This window comes from Pseudomonas sp. 37 R 15 (assembly GCF_900004865.1).
GTDB classification, from domain to species: domain Bacteria; phylum Pseudomonadota; class Gammaproteobacteria; order Pseudomonadales; family Pseudomonadaceae; genus Aquipseudomonas; species Aquipseudomonas fluorescens_AM.
In genome coordinates, this window is record NZ_CVTV01000055.1 from 82,525 (window position 1) to 100,397 (window position 17,873).

At 60.5% G+C, this 17,873-nt stretch carries 16 protein-coding genes and 1 pseudogene; 12 read left to right on the forward strand and 5 right to left on the reverse strand.

The annotated features are described in order from the left end of the window. Window position 1 precedes the first annotated feature (1 nt). The 9 genes and pseudogenes from iolD (at window position 2) to BFQ04_RS20910 (ending at window position 10,642) form a co-directional block, all read left to right on the forward strand. Complete coding sequence (gene iolD / locus BFQ04_RS20875) at window positions 2-1,933, forward strand: 3D-(3,5/4)-trihydroxycyclohexane-1,2-dione acylhydrolase (decyclizing) (RefSeq protein ID WP_065952394.1); 1,932 nt, start codon at window positions 2-4, stop codon at window positions 1,931-1,933. Between the two features lie 19 nt (window positions 1,934-1,952). Continuing rightward, entirely contained in the window at window positions 1,953-2,963 is a 1,011-nt protein-coding gene (locus BFQ04_RS20880; RefSeq protein ID WP_065952395.1) for a Gfo/Idh/MocA family protein, read from the forward strand. A gap of 152 nt (window positions 2,964-3,115) precedes the next feature. Then, entirely contained in the window at window positions 3,116-4,144 is a 1,029-nt protein-coding gene (locus tag BFQ04_RS20885) for a Gfo/Idh/MocA family protein (protein ID WP_065952396.1), read from the forward strand. Window positions 4,145-4,272: 128 nt separating this feature from the next. Beyond that, window positions 4,273-4,449, forward strand: coding sequence for a hypothetical protein (locus tag BFQ04_RS29735; RefSeq protein WP_163001556.1), 177 nt, complete (start codon window positions 4,273-4,275; stop codon window positions 4,447-4,449). Between the two features lie 48 nt (window positions 4,450-4,497). Beyond that, entirely contained in the window at window positions 4,498-5,433 is a 936-nt protein-coding gene (locus BFQ04_RS20890) for a sugar ABC transporter substrate-binding protein (RefSeq protein ID WP_065952397.1), read from the forward strand. Window positions 5,434-5,498: 65 nt separating this feature from the next. After that, window positions 5,499-7,054 (forward strand): annotated as a pseudogene (locus tag BFQ04_RS20895) (sugar ABC transporter ATP-binding protein). 25 nt (window positions 7,055-7,079) lie between these two features. After that, on the forward strand, window positions 7,080-8,102 hold the full coding sequence (locus BFQ04_RS20900) for an ABC transporter permease (protein ID WP_065952398.1): 1,023 nt from the start codon (window positions 7,080-7,082) through the stop codon (window positions 8,100-8,102). 362 nt (window positions 8,103-8,464) lie between these two features. After that, window positions 8,465-8,869: a TraR/DksA family transcriptional regulator gene (locus BFQ04_RS20905; RefSeq protein WP_003191666.1), complete on the forward strand. Its 405-nt coding sequence runs from the start codon at window positions 8,465-8,467 to the stop codon at window positions 8,867-8,869. 543 nt (window positions 8,870-9,412) lie between these two features. Continuing rightward, on the forward strand, window positions 9,413-10,642 hold the full coding sequence (locus BFQ04_RS20910; RefSeq protein WP_371914531.1) for a methyl-accepting chemotaxis protein: 1,230 nt from the start codon (window positions 9,413-9,415) through the stop codon (window positions 10,640-10,642). Window positions 10,643-10,693: 51 nt separating this feature from the next. Here the strand turns inward: BFQ04_RS20910 and BFQ04_RS20915 are convergent, their stop codons facing one another. The 3 genes from BFQ04_RS20915 to BFQ04_RS29470 form a co-directional block, all read right to left on the reverse strand. After that, entirely contained in the window at window positions 10,694-10,936 is a 243-nt protein-coding gene (locus BFQ04_RS20915; protein ID WP_065952400.1) for a DUF2789 domain-containing protein, read from the reverse strand. A gap of 71 nt (window positions 10,937-11,007) precedes the next feature. Then, the gene (locus BFQ04_RS20920; protein WP_065952401.1) at window positions 11,008-11,238 is read right to left on the reverse strand and encodes a hypothetical protein; all 231 of its coding nucleotides are present in this window, start codon (window positions 11,236-11,238) and stop codon (window positions 11,008-11,010) included. A gap of 121 nt (window positions 11,239-11,359) precedes the next feature. Further along, the gene (locus tag BFQ04_RS29470) at window positions 11,360-11,635 is read right to left on the reverse strand and encodes a hypothetical protein (RefSeq protein ID WP_101221215.1); all 276 of its coding nucleotides are present in this window, start codon (window positions 11,633-11,635) and stop codon (window positions 11,360-11,362) included. Between the two features lie 377 nt (window positions 11,636-12,012). Here BFQ04_RS29470 and BFQ04_RS20925 point away from each other — a divergent pair, with 377 nt between their 5' ends. Both BFQ04_RS20925 and BFQ04_RS20930 read left to right on the forward strand, forming a co-directional pair. After that, the gene (locus BFQ04_RS20925) at window positions 12,013-12,483 is read left to right on the forward strand and encodes a hypothetical protein (protein ID WP_065952402.1); all 471 of its coding nucleotides are present in this window, start codon (window positions 12,013-12,015) and stop codon (window positions 12,481-12,483) included. Between the two features lie 132 nt (window positions 12,484-12,615). Next, on the forward strand, window positions 12,616-13,632 hold the full coding sequence (locus tag BFQ04_RS20930) for an ABC transporter substrate-binding protein (protein ID WP_065952403.1): 1,017 nt from the start codon (window positions 12,616-12,618) through the stop codon (window positions 13,630-13,632). Between the two features lie 1,052 nt (window positions 13,633-14,684). Here BFQ04_RS20930 and BFQ04_RS20935 read toward each other — a convergent pair. Both BFQ04_RS20935 and BFQ04_RS20940 read right to left on the reverse strand, forming a co-directional pair. Then, window positions 14,685-16,811 (reverse strand): TonB-dependent receptor, encoded by a 2,127-nt coding sequence (locus tag BFQ04_RS20935; RefSeq protein ID WP_065952404.1) that lies wholly within the window; start codon window positions 16,809-16,811, stop codon window positions 14,685-14,687. Window positions 16,812-16,904: 93 nt separating this feature from the next. Beyond that, a complete protein-coding gene (locus tag BFQ04_RS20940; protein ID WP_065952405.1) occupies window positions 16,905-17,294 on the reverse strand; it encodes a DUF2946 domain-containing protein in 390 nt (129 codons plus the stop codon). A 93-nt stretch (window positions 17,295-17,387) separates the two neighbouring features. On the opposite strand from BFQ04_RS20940, the gene BFQ04_RS20945 reads away from it, so the two are divergent. Next, on the forward strand, window positions 17,388-17,825 hold the full coding sequence (locus BFQ04_RS20945; protein ID WP_065952406.1) for a DUF3995 domain-containing protein: 438 nt from the start codon (window positions 17,388-17,390) through the stop codon (window positions 17,823-17,825). Window positions 17,826-17,873 lie beyond the last annotated feature (48 nt).

A 17,873-nucleotide genomic window follows, 5' to 3' on the forward strand; every position in this document is an offset into this window, starting at 1 on the left:
CATGACCACCACCCGACTGACCATGGCCCAGGCCCTGGTGAAGTTCCTGGATAACCAATACATCGAAGTCGATGGCGTGCAGAGCAAGTTTGTCGCCGGCGTGTTCACCATTTTCGGTCACGGTAATGTGCTGGGCCTCGGCCAGGCGCTGGAGCAGGACAGCGGTGACCTGGTGGTGCATCAGGGCCGCAACGAGCAGGGCATGGCCCACGCCGCCATCGGGTTTGCCAAGCAGCACCTGCGCCGCAAGATCTACGCCTGCACCGCCTCGGTGGGGCCGGGTGCGGCGAATATGCTCACCGCAGCGGCCACCGCCACGGCCAACCGCATTCCGTTGCTGCTGTTGCCCGGCGACGTCTACGCGAGCCGCCAGCCCGACCCGGTGCTGCAGCAGATCGAACAGTTTCACGACTTGAGCATCAGCACCAACGATGCGTTCCGTTCGGTGAGCAAGTACTGGGACCGCATCAACCGCCCGGAGCAATTGATGAGCGCGGCGATCCACGCCATGCGCGTGCTGACTGATCCTGCGCAAACCGGCGCCGTCACCCTGGCGCTGCCCCAGGATGTGCAGGCCGAGGCCTGGGACTATCCCGACTATTTCCTGCAAAAGCGCGTGCACCGCATCGAACGTCGCCCGCCCACCGCCGCGATGCTCGACGATGCGCTGGCGGCCTTTCGTGGCACGCGCAAACCGCTGATCATCTGCGGTGGCGGGGTGAAATACTCCGGCGCGAATGCCGCGCTGCAAGCCTTTGCCGAGCGCTTTGATATCCCCTTCGCCGAAACCCAGGCGGGCAAGAGCGCGGTGGTGTCCAGTCACCCGCTGAACGTCGGCGGCATTGGCGAGACCGGTTGCCTGGCGGCCAACCTGCTGGCGCCGGAGGCGGATCTGATCATCGGTATCGGCACCCGTTATACCGACTTCACCACCTCGTCCAAATCGCTGTTCAAGCACGCGCAGGTGAAATTTCTCAACCTCAATATCAGCCCGTGCGATGCATTGAAGCTCGACGGCGTGCAAGTGTTGGGCGATGCCAGGGTCGCCCTTGAAGCCCTGGCCGATGCGCTGGGTGATTACCGCGCCGGGTGGGGCGACCAGGTGCGTGACGCCAGGGCGCAACTGGATGCCGAAGTGGACCGGGTGCATCAGGTCGAGTACCAGGGCGATGATTTCGTCCCCGAAGTCGATGACCACCTGGACCGCGCGGTACTGCGCGAATTTATCGAACTGACCGGCTCCTGCCTGACCCAGAGTCGCGTACTCGGCGTGCTCAACCAGACCCTGGCCGACGACGCCATCATTGTCGCCGCCGCCGGCAGCCTGCCCGGCGATCTGCAGCGCGCCTGGCGCAGCAAGGGCGTGAACACCTACCACGTCGAATACGGCTATTCGTGCATGGGCTACGAGATCAACGCCGCCCTCGGCGTCAAGCTGGCCGAACCGAGCAAAGAAGTGTACGCACTGGTCGGCGATGGCTCCTACATGATGCTGCATTCGGAGTTGGCCACCTCGATCCAGGAGCGCCGCAAGATCAACGTGGTGCTGCTCGACAACATGGCTTTCGGTTGCATCAACAACCTGCAGATCGGCAACGGCATGGACAGCTTCGGCACCGAGTTCCGCTACCGCAACCCCGAGAGCGGCAAGCTCGACGGCGGCCTGGTGCCGGTGGATTTCGCCATGAGCGCGGCGGCGTATGGCTGCAAGACCTACAAGGTCAGCAGCGTGGAACAGCTTGAAGCGGCGCTGGCCGATGCGCGTACCCAAACCGTTTCGACCCTGATCGATATCAAGGTGCTGCCCAAGACCATGGTGCATGGCTACCTGTCGTGGTGGCGAGTGGGGGTGGCGCAGGTGTCCACCAGCGAGCGCACGAATGCCGCTGCAAAAAAACTCAATGAACAGCTGGCTAAAGCCCGGCAGTACTAATAACAAGAGGAGTGTTTGTATGTCGTTGAAGCTTGGAGTAATCGGTACCGGTGCCATCGGCCGTGACCATATTCGTCGTTGCAGCCAGACCTTGCTTAACAGCCAGGTGGTGGCCGTGACGGACATCAACCTTGAGCAAGCCGCCAAGGTCGTTGCAGAGTTGAAACTTACCGCCGAGGTATATCCGGACGGCCATGCGCTGATCAATTCGCCGCAGGTCGAAGCGATCCTGGTGACCTCCTGGGGCCCAAGCCACGAAGAATTTGTGCTCGCCGCCATTGCCGCCGGTAAGCCCGTGTTCTGCGAAAAGCCATTGGCCGTCACCGCCGAAGGCTGCCGCAAGATCGTCGATGCCGAGGTGGCGTACGGCAAGCGCCTGGTGCAGGTCGGTTTCATGCGCCCCTACGACGAAGGCTATCGTGCCTTGAAAGCGGTGATCGACAGCGGCCAGATCGGCGAACCGCTGATGCTGCACTGCGCCCATCGCAACCCGACGGTGGGCGACAACTACAAGACCGACATGGCGATTACCGACACCCTGATCCACGAACTGGATGTACTGCGTTGGCTGCTCAACGACGATTACGCCTCCGTGCAGGTGGTGTTCCCGCGCAAGACCAGCAAAGCCCTGGCGCACCTGCGCGACCCGCAGATCGTCTTGCTGGAGACCGTCAAGGGCACGCGCATCGACGTGGAAGTGTTCGTCAACTGCCAATACGGCTACGACATTCAATGCGAAGTGGTAGGGGAGAGCGGTATCGCCAAATTGCCGGAGCCTTCGCAGGTGCAGATGCGCAGTGGGGCGAAGTTGTCGAAGGCGATTCTGATGGATTGGAAGGACCGGTTTATCGGCGCCTATGACGTGGAATTGCAGGCGTTCATCGACAGCGTGCGCGCCGGGCAAGTGGGCGGGCCGTCGGCCTGGGACGGCTATGCGGCGGCGGTGGCGGCGGATGCGTGTATCGAAGCGCAGGGCAGTGGGCAGATTGTGCCGGTGAGCCTGCCGGATCGCCCGCATTTCTATGGCTGAACCCAACCAGAATTGAAATGCGGTCAATGTGGGAGGGGGCTTGCCCCCGATAGTGGTGTGTCAGTCAACACTCTTGTCACTGATCCACTGCTATCGGGGGCAAGCCCCCTCCCACATTTGATTGGGTTTGCACTTCAAAGAAGGAATAAATCATGCGAATCGGACTAGTCGGCTACGGCCACGGAGGGCGCTTCTTTCATGCGCCGCTGATTGCGACGTTGCCCGGCGCGACCTTTGTCGGCGTCGTCACACGATCCCCCGAGCGCCGCCAGCAACTGGCAAACGACCACCCTGGTCTGCAGGCCTTCGACACCATCGGCCAGATCGTCGAAGCCGGCGTTGATGCCCTCGTCATCTCCACCACCCTCAAAGGCCGTCCGGCCCTGGTGCTTGAAGCCATCGAACATGGCGTGGCGGTGGTCAGCGACAAGCCGTTCGCCGCCAACGCCGAGCAGGCCCAGGCCTTGATCACCGCCGCTGAACGCCAAGGCACGTTGCTCAGCGTCTACCAGAACCGCCGCTGGGACTCGGATTACCTGACCCTGCGCAAACTCATCGAGGCCGGTGCGCTGGGTGAGATAACCCGTTTTGAATCCCGCGTCGAACGCTACAGCCCCCAGGCGGTGGGTAATGCCAGCGGCGGCGGCTGGTTGCGCGACCTCGGCAGCCATCTGGTGGACCAGGCCCTGCAACTGTTCGGCCCGGTGGACCGGGTATTTGCGCAACTGCACTTCACGCCCGAGCATCCCACCCTTGATCACGGTTTTTTCGTTGCGCTGACCCATGCCAATGGCGTGATGTCGCACCTGTGGGGCAGCGCCTTGCAAAACAGCCAGGCACCGCGATTTCGTGTCAGTGGCACGCTGGGCTGTTATACCGTCGAAGGGCTGGACGGCCAGGAAGACGCGCTGATGGCCGGCAAGTCACCGAAAACCGAAGGCGAGCATTGGGGCGCGGAAGAGCATCGACGCTGGGGCTGGTTCGAACAAGGGCCGGAGCGCGAACGGGTGCCCTCGGAAAAGGGTTGCTGGCCGCAGTTCTACCGGCAGTTGCAAGGTGCCGTACAGGGCCAGGGGCCGCTGCCGGTCAATGCCTATGATGCGCTGGAAACCACCCGTATATTGGACACCGCACGCCTGAGCGCCGAGCGCCAGCAGGTGGTTTCGACAAAAATAGAATAAAATTCTAAAACAGGTTGATATGGAAATTATTTTCCAATAAAGTCTTTTCCAGGTTGCATAAAGTACGTCTTGGGCTCGACCCCGGCGACTCAACAAAAACAAGATCAAAAACAACCAGGTACCGTCAGATGAAAATCTTCAACGCTGTACTGCGAGTTTTACGCCCTGCCCACACGCCACGCGCATTGCCTCGCGCCCGGCCGTTCTACTTCTCCTTCCTCAATGTGCTGTGCGTCGAAAACCAGGGCGCGCTGGTCTGCTGCATTCCCGGCGCACCGGTGGTACGCGTGCCCGCCGAACGCTGATAAACGCAACGTCCATAAAACCAACAAGAAAGTGGAGACAGACCGTTCATGAAGACCCCGATCCGTTTTACCGCGCTGGCCCTGTCGATGCTACTCGCCAGCGGCGTTGCCGCAGCCGCTGACATCAAGGTGGGCGTGAGCATGTCCGCCTTCGATGACACCTTCCTGACCTACCTGCGCGAAGACATGGACAAGCAGGCCAAGTCCTATCCCAAGGGCGACGGCGTGCAACTGCAGTTCGAAGACGCCCGCGCCGATGTGGTCAAGCAACTGAGCCAGGTCGAGAACTTTATCAGCCAGAAAGTCGACGCCATCATCGTCAACCCGGTGGACACCGCCTCGACGAAGAACATTATCAATGCGGCTACCAAGGCAGGCATCCCGCTGGTGTTCGTCAACCGTCGTCCGGACCAGAAAGATCTGCCCAAGGACGTGGTGGCGGTGGTCTCCGATGACGTCGAGGCCGGCAGGCTGCAAATGCAGTACATCGCCGAAAAACTCGGCGGCAAGGGCAAGATCGTGATCCTGCTGGGCGACCTGGCGAACAACTCCACCACCAACCGCACCAAGGGCGTGAAGGAGGTGTTGGCCAAGTACCCGGACATCAAGATCGAGCAGGAACAGACCGGTATCTGGCTGCGCGACAGGGGCATGACCCTGGTCAATGACTGGCTGACCCAGGGCCGCGAGTTCAATGCCGTGCTGGCCAACAACGACGAAATGGCGATCGGGGCATCCATGGCGCTGAAGTCGGCAGGTACCAAGCCCGGCACGGTCTTGATCGCCGGGGTCGATGGCACGCCGGACGGTCTCAACGCAATCACCAAGGGCGACATGGCTGCCTCGGCGTTCCAGGACGCCAAGGGCCAGGCCGTGGGCTCGGTGGAAGCGGCGCGCAAGATGGCCAGGCACGAGCCGGTGGAGCAGAACGTGGTGATCCCGTTCAAGCTCATCACCCCGGACAACGTCAAAGACTTCAAGTAGCCCTGAACTCACAACCCTAAGCTCGCAGGGCGGTCACGGCCACCCTGCAGATGGAGTACCTCCCTATGCTCGCTCACGCCACTGCCTCGCCGCCGCCGGGTATCCAGCCGCTGGCGCAGGACGAACCCTACCTGCTGGAAATTCTCAACATCAGCAAAGGCTTTCCCGGCGTCGTGGCCCTGGACGATGTGCAACTGCGGGTGCGCCCCGGCACGGTGCTGGCGCTGATGGGCGAGAACGGTGCGGGCAAGTCGACGCTGATGAAAATCATCGCCGGCATCTATCAGCCCGACGCCGGCGAAATCCGCCTGCGGGGCAAGCCGATCACCTTCGAGACGCCGCTGGCGGCGCAGAAGGCCGGGATTGCGATGATCCACCAGGAACTCAACCTGATGCCGCACATGAGCATCGCCGAAAATATCTGGATCGGCCGTGAGCAGCTCAACAGCCTGCACATGGTCAATCACCGCGAAATGCACCGCTGCACCGCCGACCTGCTGGCGCGCCTGCGCATCAACCTCGACCCGCAAGAACAGGTCGGCAACCTGAGCATCGCCGAACGGCAGATGGTCGAGATCGCCAAGGCCGTTTCCTATGACTCCGATATCCTGATCATGGATGAACCGACGTCGGCGATTACCGAAAAGGAAGTCGCCCACCTGTTTTCGATCATTGCCGACCTCAAGTCCCAGGGCAAAGGCATCGTCTACATCACGCATAAAATGAACGAAGTGTTTGCCATCGCCGATGAAGTGGCGGTATTTCGCGACGGCCAGTACATCGGCCTGCAGCGCGCCGACAGCATGGACAGCGACAGCCTGATCTCGATGATGGTCGGCCGTGAGCTGAGCCAGTTGTTCCCGGTGCGTGAGACGCCGATTGGCGACTTGTTGCTGTCGGTGCGTGACCTGAGCCTGGACGGCGTGTTCAAGGACGTTTCATTCGACCTGCACGCCGGTGAAATCCTCGGCATCGCCGGGCTGATGGGCTCGGGCCGCACCAACGTCGCGGAAACCATTTTCGGCATCACCCCCAGCAGCAGCGGGCAGATCACCCTGGACGGCCAGCCGGTGCGCATCAGCGACCCGCACATGGCCATCGCGAGAAGGGCTTCGCGCTGCTGACCGAGGACCGCAAGCTCAGCGGCCTGTTCCCGTGCCTGTCGGTGCTGGAAAACATGGAGATGGCGGTGCTGCCGCACTATTCGGGCAACGGTTTCATCCAGCAGAAGGCCCTGCGCGCCTTGTGCGAGGACATGTGCAAGAAACTGCGGGTGAAAACCCCCTCGCTGGAACAGTGCATCGATACCCTGTCCGGCGGTAACCAGCAGAAGGCGCTGTTGGCGCGCTGGCTGATGACCAACCCGCGCCTGTTGATCCTCGATGAACCGACCCGGGGCATCGACGTGGGCGCCAAGGCCGAGATTTATCGCCTGATCGCCTTTCTCGCCAGCGAAGGCATGGCGGTGATCATGATTTCCTCGGAACTGCCCGAAGTGCTCGGCATGAGCGACCGGGTGATGGTGATGCACGAAGGCGAACTGATGGGCACCCTGGATCGCGCGGATGCCACCCAGGAAAAAGTCATGCAATTGGCCTCCGGTATGACCGCAGTCCACTGACTCCAGAATAAGAAGGTGATGGGTTATGAATGCAATAACAGATAACAAGCCGGCCACGGCACCGGTCAAGAACCGTCGACGCATGCCCACCGAATTGAGCATCTTCCTGGTGCTGATCGGCATCGGCCTGGTGTTTGAAGTGTTCGGCTGGATCGTGCGCGACCAGAGCTTTTTGATGAACTCCCAGCGGCTGGTGCTGATGATCCTGCAGGTGTCGATCATCGGCTTGCTGGCCATCGGCGTGACCCAGGTGATCATCACCACCGGGATCGACCTGTCGTCCGGCTCGGTGTTGGCGTTGTCTGCGATGATCGCCGCCAGTTTGGCGCAGACGTCCGATTTTTCCCGGGCGGTGTTTCCGTCCCTGACCGACTTGCCGGTATGGATCCCGGTGGCGATAGGCCTGGGTGTGGGCCTGCTGGCGGGGGCGATCAACGGCAGTATTATTGCGGTCACCGGGATTCCGCCGTTCATTGCGACCCTGGGCATGATGGTGTCGGCCCGTGGTTTGGCGCGTTACTACACCGAAGGCCAGCCGGTGAGCATGCTCTCGGACTCGTACACGGCCATCGGTCATGGCGCGATGCCGGTGATCATCTTTCTGGTGGTGGCGGTGATCTTCCACATCGCCCTGCGTTACACCAAGTACGGCAAGTACACCTATGCCATCGGCGGCAACATGCAGGCGGCGCGCACCTCAGGGATCAACGTCAAGCGTCACCTGATCATCGTCTACAGCATCGCCGGCCTGCTGGCGGGCCTGGCGGGCGTGGTGGCTTCGGCCCGCGCCGCGACCGGGCAGGCGGGCATGGGCATGTCCTATGAACTGGATGCGATCGCCGCGGCGGTCATCGGAGGCACCAGCCTGGCGGGCGGGGTAGGGCGCATCACCGGCACCGTGATCGGCGCGCTGATTCTCGGCGTCATGGCCAGCGGCTTTACCTTCGTCGGGGTCGATGCGTATATCCAGGACATCATCAAGGGGCTGATCATCGTGGTGGCGGTGGTGATCGACCAATACCGCAACAAACGCAAGCTCAAGCGCTGAGCCTGTCTCGAGGACAACGCCCATCAAATGTGGGAGGGGGCAAGCCCCCTCCCACATTTTTAGTTCTATGCCGTCCTTATCAACCGTTTGTCTTCTATATAGCTCCATAAACTTGAATTTCTTGCTATAAACGCACTCCGATGACCGTTCGCCAAGCCCGTCCTGGTGCTTTTGGGGGTTGATCGGGAAAAAATGCCTGTCATTTCAGTTGCTGCGCCTTCAAGTCGGCCTTAGACTGCCGCCCCTCGTAAATTGAGTGCCGGGTGGCGCTTGGAATGGATGGCGCCTTTCCGAGACCTGCAGAGGTCGGCCGGAACGCTCCCTTATTCGCCTTAATGCACGTATTTTTTATAGAGAAATCAATGACAAAGGAAAAGTTGCTGGCCATGCCGGCGGATGACTACATGAATGCCGAACAGCACGCTTTTTTCGAGAAGTTGCTGCAAGACATGAAAGTGGAACACCACGAGCGCATTGAACAGAACCGTATCGCCATTGAAAGCCTGGATACCCCGGCCGATCCGGCCGACGCTGCTTCCGTGGAAGAAGAGCGCACCTGGCTGGTCAATGCCATCGACCGCGACCAGCGCATGTTGCCGCAGCTGGAACGTGCCCTGGAACGCATCAAGGAAGATTCCTTTGGCTGGTGTGATGACAGTGGCGAGCCTATCGGCCTCAAACGCCTGCTGATCAGCCCGACCACCAAATACTGTATCGAAGCGCAAGAGCGCCACGAGCAGATCGACAAGCACCAGCGTCAAGCCTGACGCGGCGCACGGGGGCCGTATCATCGGCCCCCCGGAGAGTTTTCCGTTACACCCCCTTTATTGATCTGCTGCAAGCGCCTGTACTAAAGGCCCATGGATAATGGCCCGATAGTGGCGTTTAATGCAGACACAATAACGACAAGCAGTGGGGTAACGACAATGGCTGGAGACGGATCTCTGATGGGCGCAGCAGTACCACCGCAACCGGTGGTGCGGGTGTTGCCCGGCTGGCTGATACCGCTCGCGCAGAGTACCGTCCTGGTGCTGCTACTGCTGGGTCTGGCCTTTGCCCGCTTGCCGATTTACCTGTGCCTGCCGCTGGCCTTGCTGGTGATCTGGCTGCCCCGCCTGAGACCCTCCAAGCCTTCTGTGATGCACGCTGCGGCCAGCGATGCAATTGGCGAGCTGACGCGCGACCTGTCCTACACCACCAGCCATAATGCACTCTCCGCTGCGGGCGTGGCCTATTCGGTCAAACAGCTGGCGGCGCGCCTGCAATCGCAGTTGAGCGCCTCCCAGCAAATCGTCAGCAGCGCGCAGGTGATGATCGGCACCGAACAGGTCACTTCACAGCTCAGCCGTCAGGCCCTGGGCGCGGCGAGCCAGGCCCATCAGCGCAGCAGCGAAGGCCGTGAAGTGCTGGTGCAGTCGATCACCCGCATGCACCAGCTCAGCCAGCGTGCCGATGCCAGCCGCACGCTGATCGAAGCCTTGAGCCAGCGCAGCGAGGAAATTCAGCGCGTGACGCTGGTGATCCAATCCATCGCCAGCCAGACCAACCTGCTGGCGCTGAACGCGGCGATTGAAGCGGCGCGGGCCGGCGAGCATGGGCGCGGGTTTGCGGTGGTCGCCGATGAAGTGCGCGGCCTCGCCGGACGTACGGCCACGGCCACGGATGAAGTCGGGGTGATGGTCGCCGATATCCAGCAGCGCACGGCCCAGGTGGTGGAGCAGATTCGCCAGCTGTCGGCGGACCTGCACACCGGTGTAGAACAAGTGGAAGATGCCGGCCAACACCTGGCGAGCATCGCCGGCCTGGCGGCGGATGTGGAACAGCAGGTCAGTGAAATAGCCCACGGCACCGACACCAACCGCACCCAACTCGACAGCCTGTTCCACGCCGTGGAGCAAATGCGCAGTGACCTTGCAATCAGCGATGAGCAAACCCGCCAGCTCGCCGACGCCGCCGTGCAGATGGAAGGGCAGGCGGAAACCATCAGCGAGCGCCTGGCGCACGTCGGCCTGGATGACTATCACCAGCGCATCTACGACCTGGCTCGCGAAGGCGCCAGGCGCATCGGCGAACAGTTCGAGGCGGATGTGCTGCACAACCGGATCAGTCTGGAAGATCTGTTCGACCGAACCTACACGCCGATCCCAAATACCCACCCGAGTAAATATAAAACACGTTTTGACGCCTACACCGACCAGGTATTACCCGCCATCCAAGAGGCACTGTTGCCGCTTCATGAGGGTTTGGTGTTTGCTATTGCCTGTACGCCTCAGGGCTACGTGCCGACGCATAACAAAGCGTTTTCCCACGCATTGAGCGGTGATGCGCAGGTGGACGCGGTGCAGAACCGTACCAAGCGCAAATTTGATGACCGTACCGGCATACGCTGCGGTAGCCATCAACAAGCCATGTTGCTGCAGACCTACACGCGCGATACCGGCGAGCTGATGCACGACCTGTCAGTGCCGATCATCGTCCGCGGGCGGCATTGGGGTGGCTTGCGCCTGGGCTACAAGCCGCAAGGCGCCAGTTCCCGCTAGCAGCAAGCGCGCTCCTGCGGGAGGAGCGGGCGTGCTGTCAGTGCGTTTGAATCAAGCGACGGGAGACTCATGCAGCAAGGCATTGAGGTCATCGACCGCAGGTGCCCATTCGGCATCGACATGCAGTTGTTCCTTGAGGAAATTCGCCTGTTGCTCGCTCCAGAAGGGCGCGTCGATGAGTTTCACGTCATCCGGCAGACGGTGCTCGGCGGTGAAGCGTTCGATGCCTTCCTGAGTGGAATCCAGGCCTAACTGGTCGAAGAGGGTTTCAAGTGTCGGGGTCGTGGTGTCCATAATATTCTCCATGCGGGCTGATCATCGTTCTGCATGTGAGGGGTATGGTGCGCCAGAGTTCTATTGGATTGTCACGAATTGAGTGCACCTGAATCCACGGCGGCTTTCAGGGCCTTGGCGGCGTCTCTGCCTGCAATGGCGGCAGCGTCGACGGTTTTGAACCAGCGGTCTTTTTCGACCTGATGGGCTGTTACTGTGGTCAACGGCGGTTTGGCCCGCATGAAGATCACCGCTTGAAACTCACCGTCCACTTCCCTGGCATCGCCATGGATAAAAAATTCGCCAATATCAAATTCCGTCACGTATAGCCTTCCCTTCGAGGTAACTGCACTGATGAAACCTGACCCGCAGGGGGCAAACTTCAAGGACGGGTCAGTATGGCAGTTGTTGAAGGGCCGCTGTGCAGTAAAGTGTGCAGTAAAGTCAGCCAGCTGACGAAACGAGTGTGCCGTGCAAGCTGTACAGGTTGGCTTCCAGCGCTTTTGCCAGTGCACAGGCCTTGCTGTGATCGCTGCGAAAGCCTTTTATCCTGCCGCTGGTCACTTCCTGGATATGAAAAAAGTTTCTTCCAGCCGGCAGCACTCGATAAAGCACGCAATGGGAGTACCCATCGGGCGTAGGTAAGCAGTAGTATTGGTGTTCTTCTGGACATGATGAACGAGTGTGAAAAGACGCTGTGTCGTGTTGACGTCGTTGCATGCTCAGCTCCTGTCGATTGACCTGGTTGATATCAGCGCCACGGTTCGGCTGGTTTTGACCGGTGTTGCTGTTTTAGTATTGTCGTCGGCAACGCGCGCCTGGTTCCATGCCCGGGTATTTTCTTTTGTGATGCGTGTCGGAAAACTGTGTTTTTAACCGGGTTATTCTCTGAAGTTGTTCGACTCGTATTCTCGGGTCGTTGAACCTGTGATTTGCTGTGTCGCCGGATGACCTCGCACAAGGGCCACCGCGGCTGTCTGTACGGGTCTTATGGTTGTCTTCAGGTTTTTAACGAGTCTGTCTTTCGTGCCGTAACGGCCGTTTTTTTGTGCTGCCCGCTCAAGCGGTCAGTGCTTTATCGATGTGGGGGCGTTTCCTTGGCAGTCAGTAATCTGGATATGCACGCGTTATTCGTGCTGGGTGATTTACGCGCAAAGTTGGTCAAGCAGTTTCAATCTCGTTTTGTCTACGTTACCGAACAGACCCCGGAAGGTATCTACATCGCCGAGATCGATACCGAAGCGGCGTTGGTCGTGGACGACAAGCCACGCCTGGAACTCAAGGTAGGCGATCATTTTCGCGCGGCGGTATTGCCCAGCCGTGAAGGTGGCAAGTTTGAACTGAAGTTTCGCGATATCAAGTTGACCGTGTATGGCTTGGGCGACTACGCCTTTGTGTCTTCGGCCGAAGGCGAAGGCATTGTGTTCAAGGAAGGCCACAGCGTCATGCTGGTATTTGCCGCCAAGGAACAACTGCAGGAAGGCCTGACCAAAACCCTCAAGGCCGTCACCGGCAAGGCCGCCAAGTGGCGCAAGGGCGAACTGGTAACGTTCAAGGCCAGTGAATAAGCGCAAACACGGCGAACTTCCTTTATCTCCCGGAACCTCTACTACAGTTGAGTTGACTTAACTACTAGAGAGGCTTCGCGCATAGCAGCAAAGCCGTCCGCTGATGGCTGCGATAGTGCGAGGTGCGAAGGGATGAAAGGATTGAGAACGCTGTTGGCTGCATCGCTGACGAGCCTGGGCCTGTCCATGGCGTCAGTGCCGGCATCGGCCGCCCAGGCGCCGGTGCACTTTGCCGACCTGAACTGGGAAAGCGGCAGCCTGATCACCGAGGTACTGCGGTTCATTGTCGAGAAGGGCTACGGCTTGCCCACCGACACCTTGCCCGGTACCACGATCACCCTGGAAACCGCCCTGGCCAAGAACGACATTCAGGTGATCGGTGAAGAGTGGGCGGGCCGCAGTCCGGTCTGGGTCAAGGCCGAGGCTGAAGGCAAGGTGGTAGGCCTGGGCGATACGGTCAAGGGCGCCACCGAGGGCTGGTGGGTGCCGGAGTACGTGGTCAAGGGTGATCCGGCCAAGGGTATCAAGCCGCTGGCCCCTGACTTGAAAAGCGTGCAAGACCTGGCGCGCTACAAGGATGTGTTCAAAGACCCGGAATCACCGGACAAGGGGCGTTTTCTCAATAGCCCCATCGGCTGGACCTCGGAAGTGGTCAACAGGCAAAAGCTCAAGGCCTACGGCCTGGACGACAGTTACGTGAACTTTCGCAGCGGCTCGGGGGCCGCACTGGATGCCGAGATTGCCTCTTCAATACGCCGGGGCAAGCCGGTGCTGTTCTATTACTGGTCACCGACGCCATTAATGGGCCGCTATCAGCTGATTCAATTGCAAGAGCCGCCGTTCGACGCGCAGGCCTGGAAGACGCTGACGGATGCGGATAATCCTGATCCCAAGCCGACGCGGTCGCTGGCGTCGAAGTTGAGCATCGGGGTGTCCACGCCGTTCCAGAAAGAGCATCCGCAGATTACGCAGTTTTTCGAGAAGGTTGAGTTTCCTATCGAGCCGCTTAACCAGGCGTTGGCGAAAATGAGTGAGAACCATACGCCGCCTCGGGACGTGGCCCTGGCGTTTCTCAAGGCTCATCCCGAGGTGTGGAAGGCGTGGTTGACGGAGGATGTGGCACTCAAGGTTGAGTCGGCCCTGAAGTGATCGACAGTGTCGCTGCCTGATGGAACTCAAAATGTGGGAGGGGGGCTTGTCCCGTGACGGCCGGACAGCCTATAGCTATCTGACTGATGCTCCACAATCCAAATGTGGGAGGGGGCTTGCCCCCGATGGCGGCCTCCCAACCGACAGCTACCCACTGACACGCCTCGGTTCAAGGTGGGAGGGGGCTTGCCTCCCGATGGCGGCCTCCGGGCCGACCAGGACGCTGGATCAGACCGAGTACATATCCGTTTCTGCGGTCACGGCCACCATGGGTTCCGCTTTTACAGCGGGTCACTTTTGGAAAAGAGCCCCAAAAGTAACCAAAAAGGCTCTTGCCCCACCACTCGGCACCTCGCCTAGGCTCGGTGTGCCCGAACGCAGGCTTGAATCCGTGGGCCGCCGCAATGGGCCATCCCTGGCCCAGTGCGGCTAACCCGGCGTCCTGCCGGGTTACCCACGGATTCAAGCCTGCGTTCGGCCAGCGTGGTTTAACGGGGCGCTTGAGATCAAGATCAAGAGCGACTCGCTTCGCATCGTGGTTACCGTTGGCTGCACGGTCTCAAAAGTTGTGTAGGTACCTATGCCCCGATAGCAGTCAGCCACATACCGATGTGCAAGCTGACACACTGCAATCGGGGGCAAGCCCCCTCCCACATTTTTTGCGTTTGCTCCCGTGACGGCCGTACAGCCTATAGCTATCTGACTGATGCACTGCAATCCAAATGTGGGAGGGGGCTTGCCCCCGATGGCGGCCTCTGGGCCGACCAGGATGCTGGGTCAGACCGAGTACATATCTGTTTCTGCGGTAACGGCTGCTATGGGTTCCGCCCTGACTGCGGCCTACGGATTCAAGCCTGCGCTCGGCCAGGGTGGTTTAGCGGGGCGCCTAAGATCAAGAGCGACTCGCTTCGCATTGTGGTTACCGTCGGCTGCTACGGTCTGGAAAGTTGTGTAGGTACCTAAGCTCCGATAGCGGTCAGCCAGACACGGATGTGCAAGCTGACACACTGCAATCGGGGGCAAGCCCCTCCCACATTTTTTGCGTTTGAGCTTCAGAATGCGGTTTGTACGGCCACCTCGAACGTTCGCGGTGAGCCGAGGTAATACGCCGGTGATACGTGGGCGAATTCGGCATACACCTCATTGGTGAGGTTGCGCACCCGGCCGGTTATCGAGGTATGTGTGTCCACTTTATAGCGCAGAAAACTGCCAAACAGCGTGTAGGCCGGCACCGTCTGGGTGTTGGCATTGTCGGCATACACCTGGGCGACATAGCGCGCGTCCACACCGCCTTGCCAGTCCTCGGAGAAGTCATAGGTCAGCCATAGATTGCCCACGCGCCTGGGCACGTTGGTCGGCGTATTGCCTTTACGCGACACCACCGCGCCGCTGGCGGTTTTCTCGTTGAAATCATCGTATTGCGCGTCCACCCAGGCTAAGTTGCCTTCAGCCAGCAGGCTGGGCGTTATGCGCAGCGAACTGGCCAGCTCGATGCCCCTGGATGATTGCGCATCCACGGGAACGCTGCGGGTGGGGTCCAGTGGGTCGGTTACCGCAAAGTCTTTGCGCTCGATCCTGTAGGCGGCAAGCGTGGCGGCGCCGCGGCCCTCGAGGTAGTCGAACTTGCTGCCTATTTCCCATTGCTTGCCGGTGGAGACGTCGAACACCTGAGTCGTGGTGCTCGGCTGTTCGGCGGCGGTGCTGTATTGCACGTAGATGTTGGCGGAGGGCATGAACTGATAGGTCAAACCCACGCGCCCGGTCACCGGTTCCCAGCTGCGCTTCAGGTGCCTTGGGTTGGCGGCGGTGACCGTCCTATGGTTGGTCACGTCCAGGTCGATGGCGTCATAGCGCAGGCCAGTGAGCAGCGACAACGTGTCGGTCAAGCCCAGGCGGTTTTCCACGAACAGCGCTTTTGTGGTCACGGCACTGGTCTTGTCTTTGACGAAACCGGGCCGGGTGCCCGGTATGTCGTAGAAGTGGCCGGGCTGATAGCCGTGCGGGTCGACTGTGCTGTTGCCCGGCACGTTCAAGGGGCTGTTGGTGGTGCTGTTGACCTTGTATTCCAACCCTGCGGACCACGTGGTGGCCAGGCCGAAGACAGCGTCCTCATGGCGCAGCTCGAACTGGTTGCCGTTCTGCTGACCCTGATGCCGTACCTGATAGGCGGTGGCGCGGTTCACCGCGCTGTTGTCGGCGTTGTACTGGTAGGTCTCCAGGTTGCGGTAATCGCGCTGGCTGTCGAGGTGGTAGAGGGTGTTTTTCAGGGTGGTGCTGTCGCTGATCCGGTAGTCAATGATCGAGCGTGCCCAGCGTGTGCGCTGCTCATAGCGACCGTCCGCGACGTTGTAGTTGTTGAAGCGGTTGTGCCTGTCGATCTTCAGTTCGCCGGCCTTGGGGTTGAGCACGGGAGTACCCCAGTAGGGGCTGTCTTCGTGCTCGTCCTGATATTCCAGGGCCAGGGTATGAGACAGGTCCGGAGTCAGGTCGCTGAGCAGGGAAAACGCCACGCTCCAGGCCTCGCGCTGGTCGCGGTCGATATAGCTGTGCTGGGTGTTGCGGCTCACATCCAGGCGTGCGTAATGCTGCACGTCGGCGCTCGGCTCGGTGAGCGCCTGGTTGAGGCCCAACGCCAGGCCGGCGGTGTCATGGCTGCCATACGTCAACTGCCCTTGGACGGCGTGTTCCTCACGGCTGGCCAGTTTAGTCACGTAGTTCAACGAACCGCCTACGGAGCCTGCGCCATTGATCAGGGAGGAGGGGCCGCCGACCAGTTCGACACGGTCGTAGATCCACGCATCCACCGGCCGCGCCAGGCCGGTGGCGACGTTGATACCGTTGAACATCTGGGTGATCTGGCTGCTGGTGAATCCGCGGTATGAGACGAATCCCCCAAAGCCCGGTGGCGCGCTGGCGTTGACGCCGGGCAAGGTATTGGCCGCATCGCGAAAAGTCTTGGCGCCATGGCGCTCGATATCGTTGCGCGTGGCGACGGCCACCGACGCCGGGGTTTGGCGCATGCTCAACCCCAGCCGCGACGCCATGCCGCTGGATTGATCCAGTGTCAGGCCGGAGTCACGGGTTTGTTCGCCTTCGATGGTGGTCGGGGCCAGCTCAAGGGCTGGGGCGTAAACAGGCAGGCAGCCGCACAGGCCCGCCAGCAAGGGTAAATGTTTCATGGTTGAATCCTGAAAACTTGGCGTGAAAACAACGCACGACCGCGCGTATTTCCGGATGGAAACAGGGGGCTGTGCAGAGGGACAGCGCAGGGATCAGGCAGCGGCGGGCGGCGCGCGCGGGTTGGCCGTGGGCCAGGTGAAGCGGGCAGGAATGTCAGCGGCGAGGACAATCGCCGCAGGCGGGGCGTGTGGCTGCGGCAACACCGCCACATTCAGGTGACTGCTGAGCGCGGGGCCCATGCCGCCGGTGGAACACAGTGGGCAACCGAACGCCTTGGCCAGTGTCGGCAGGTTGTCGCCGGTAGAGTCTGATTGCACGGGCGCCTGGGTGCGCGGGTCGACCGTACAGAACTGACCGCTGATGCCGTTGAGCTGCATCCCGACCATCTGCCCGTGCCCGATGCTGCAGGCGAACACATTGAACAGGACGCAGCAATACAGCATCCAGGCAATGAGCGAGCGGTCGGTACGAGCAAGTTTCATGGGGCGGCACTTTAACATCAGCTGCCGACGAAATACCTGCAAAAAATATCCGGGCGTCTATGCTCATTCCCACCATTTCTGGGAGCGCCCGCCATGAGCTTCGTCATTGCGCGCTGGATCGTCGGGATTTTCACCTGCATCAGCATGGTGCATTTGTACTGGGCCGCTGGCGGCAAACTCGGCAGCCTGGCCGCCATACCGCAATTGCCGGGCGAATTCGCCAGCGGGCCAAGGCCGGCTTTCAAGCCCTCGGCGCTGGGTACGTTCCTGGTGGCGATGGGACTGGTGGCGATTGCGCTGCTGGTCTGCCTGCGCGCCGGACTGTATTTTTCGCCAGTGTCCCATGGGGCGCTGCAATGGGGGATCAGCGCCGTTGCCGTGGTGATGTTTGCCAGGGCGATCGGCGATTCGGAGCTGGTGGGTTTTTTCAAGAAGGTGGTGGGCTCAAGGTTCGCCAGGTTGGATACCTACTTTTATTCGCCGCTGTGCCTGGCGTTGGGCGCCGGCTTACTGGTAGTGGCATGGGCATGAGATAAGGCAATCTGATGGCCCCTTTGTAACAAAATCCTCGCCAGAATC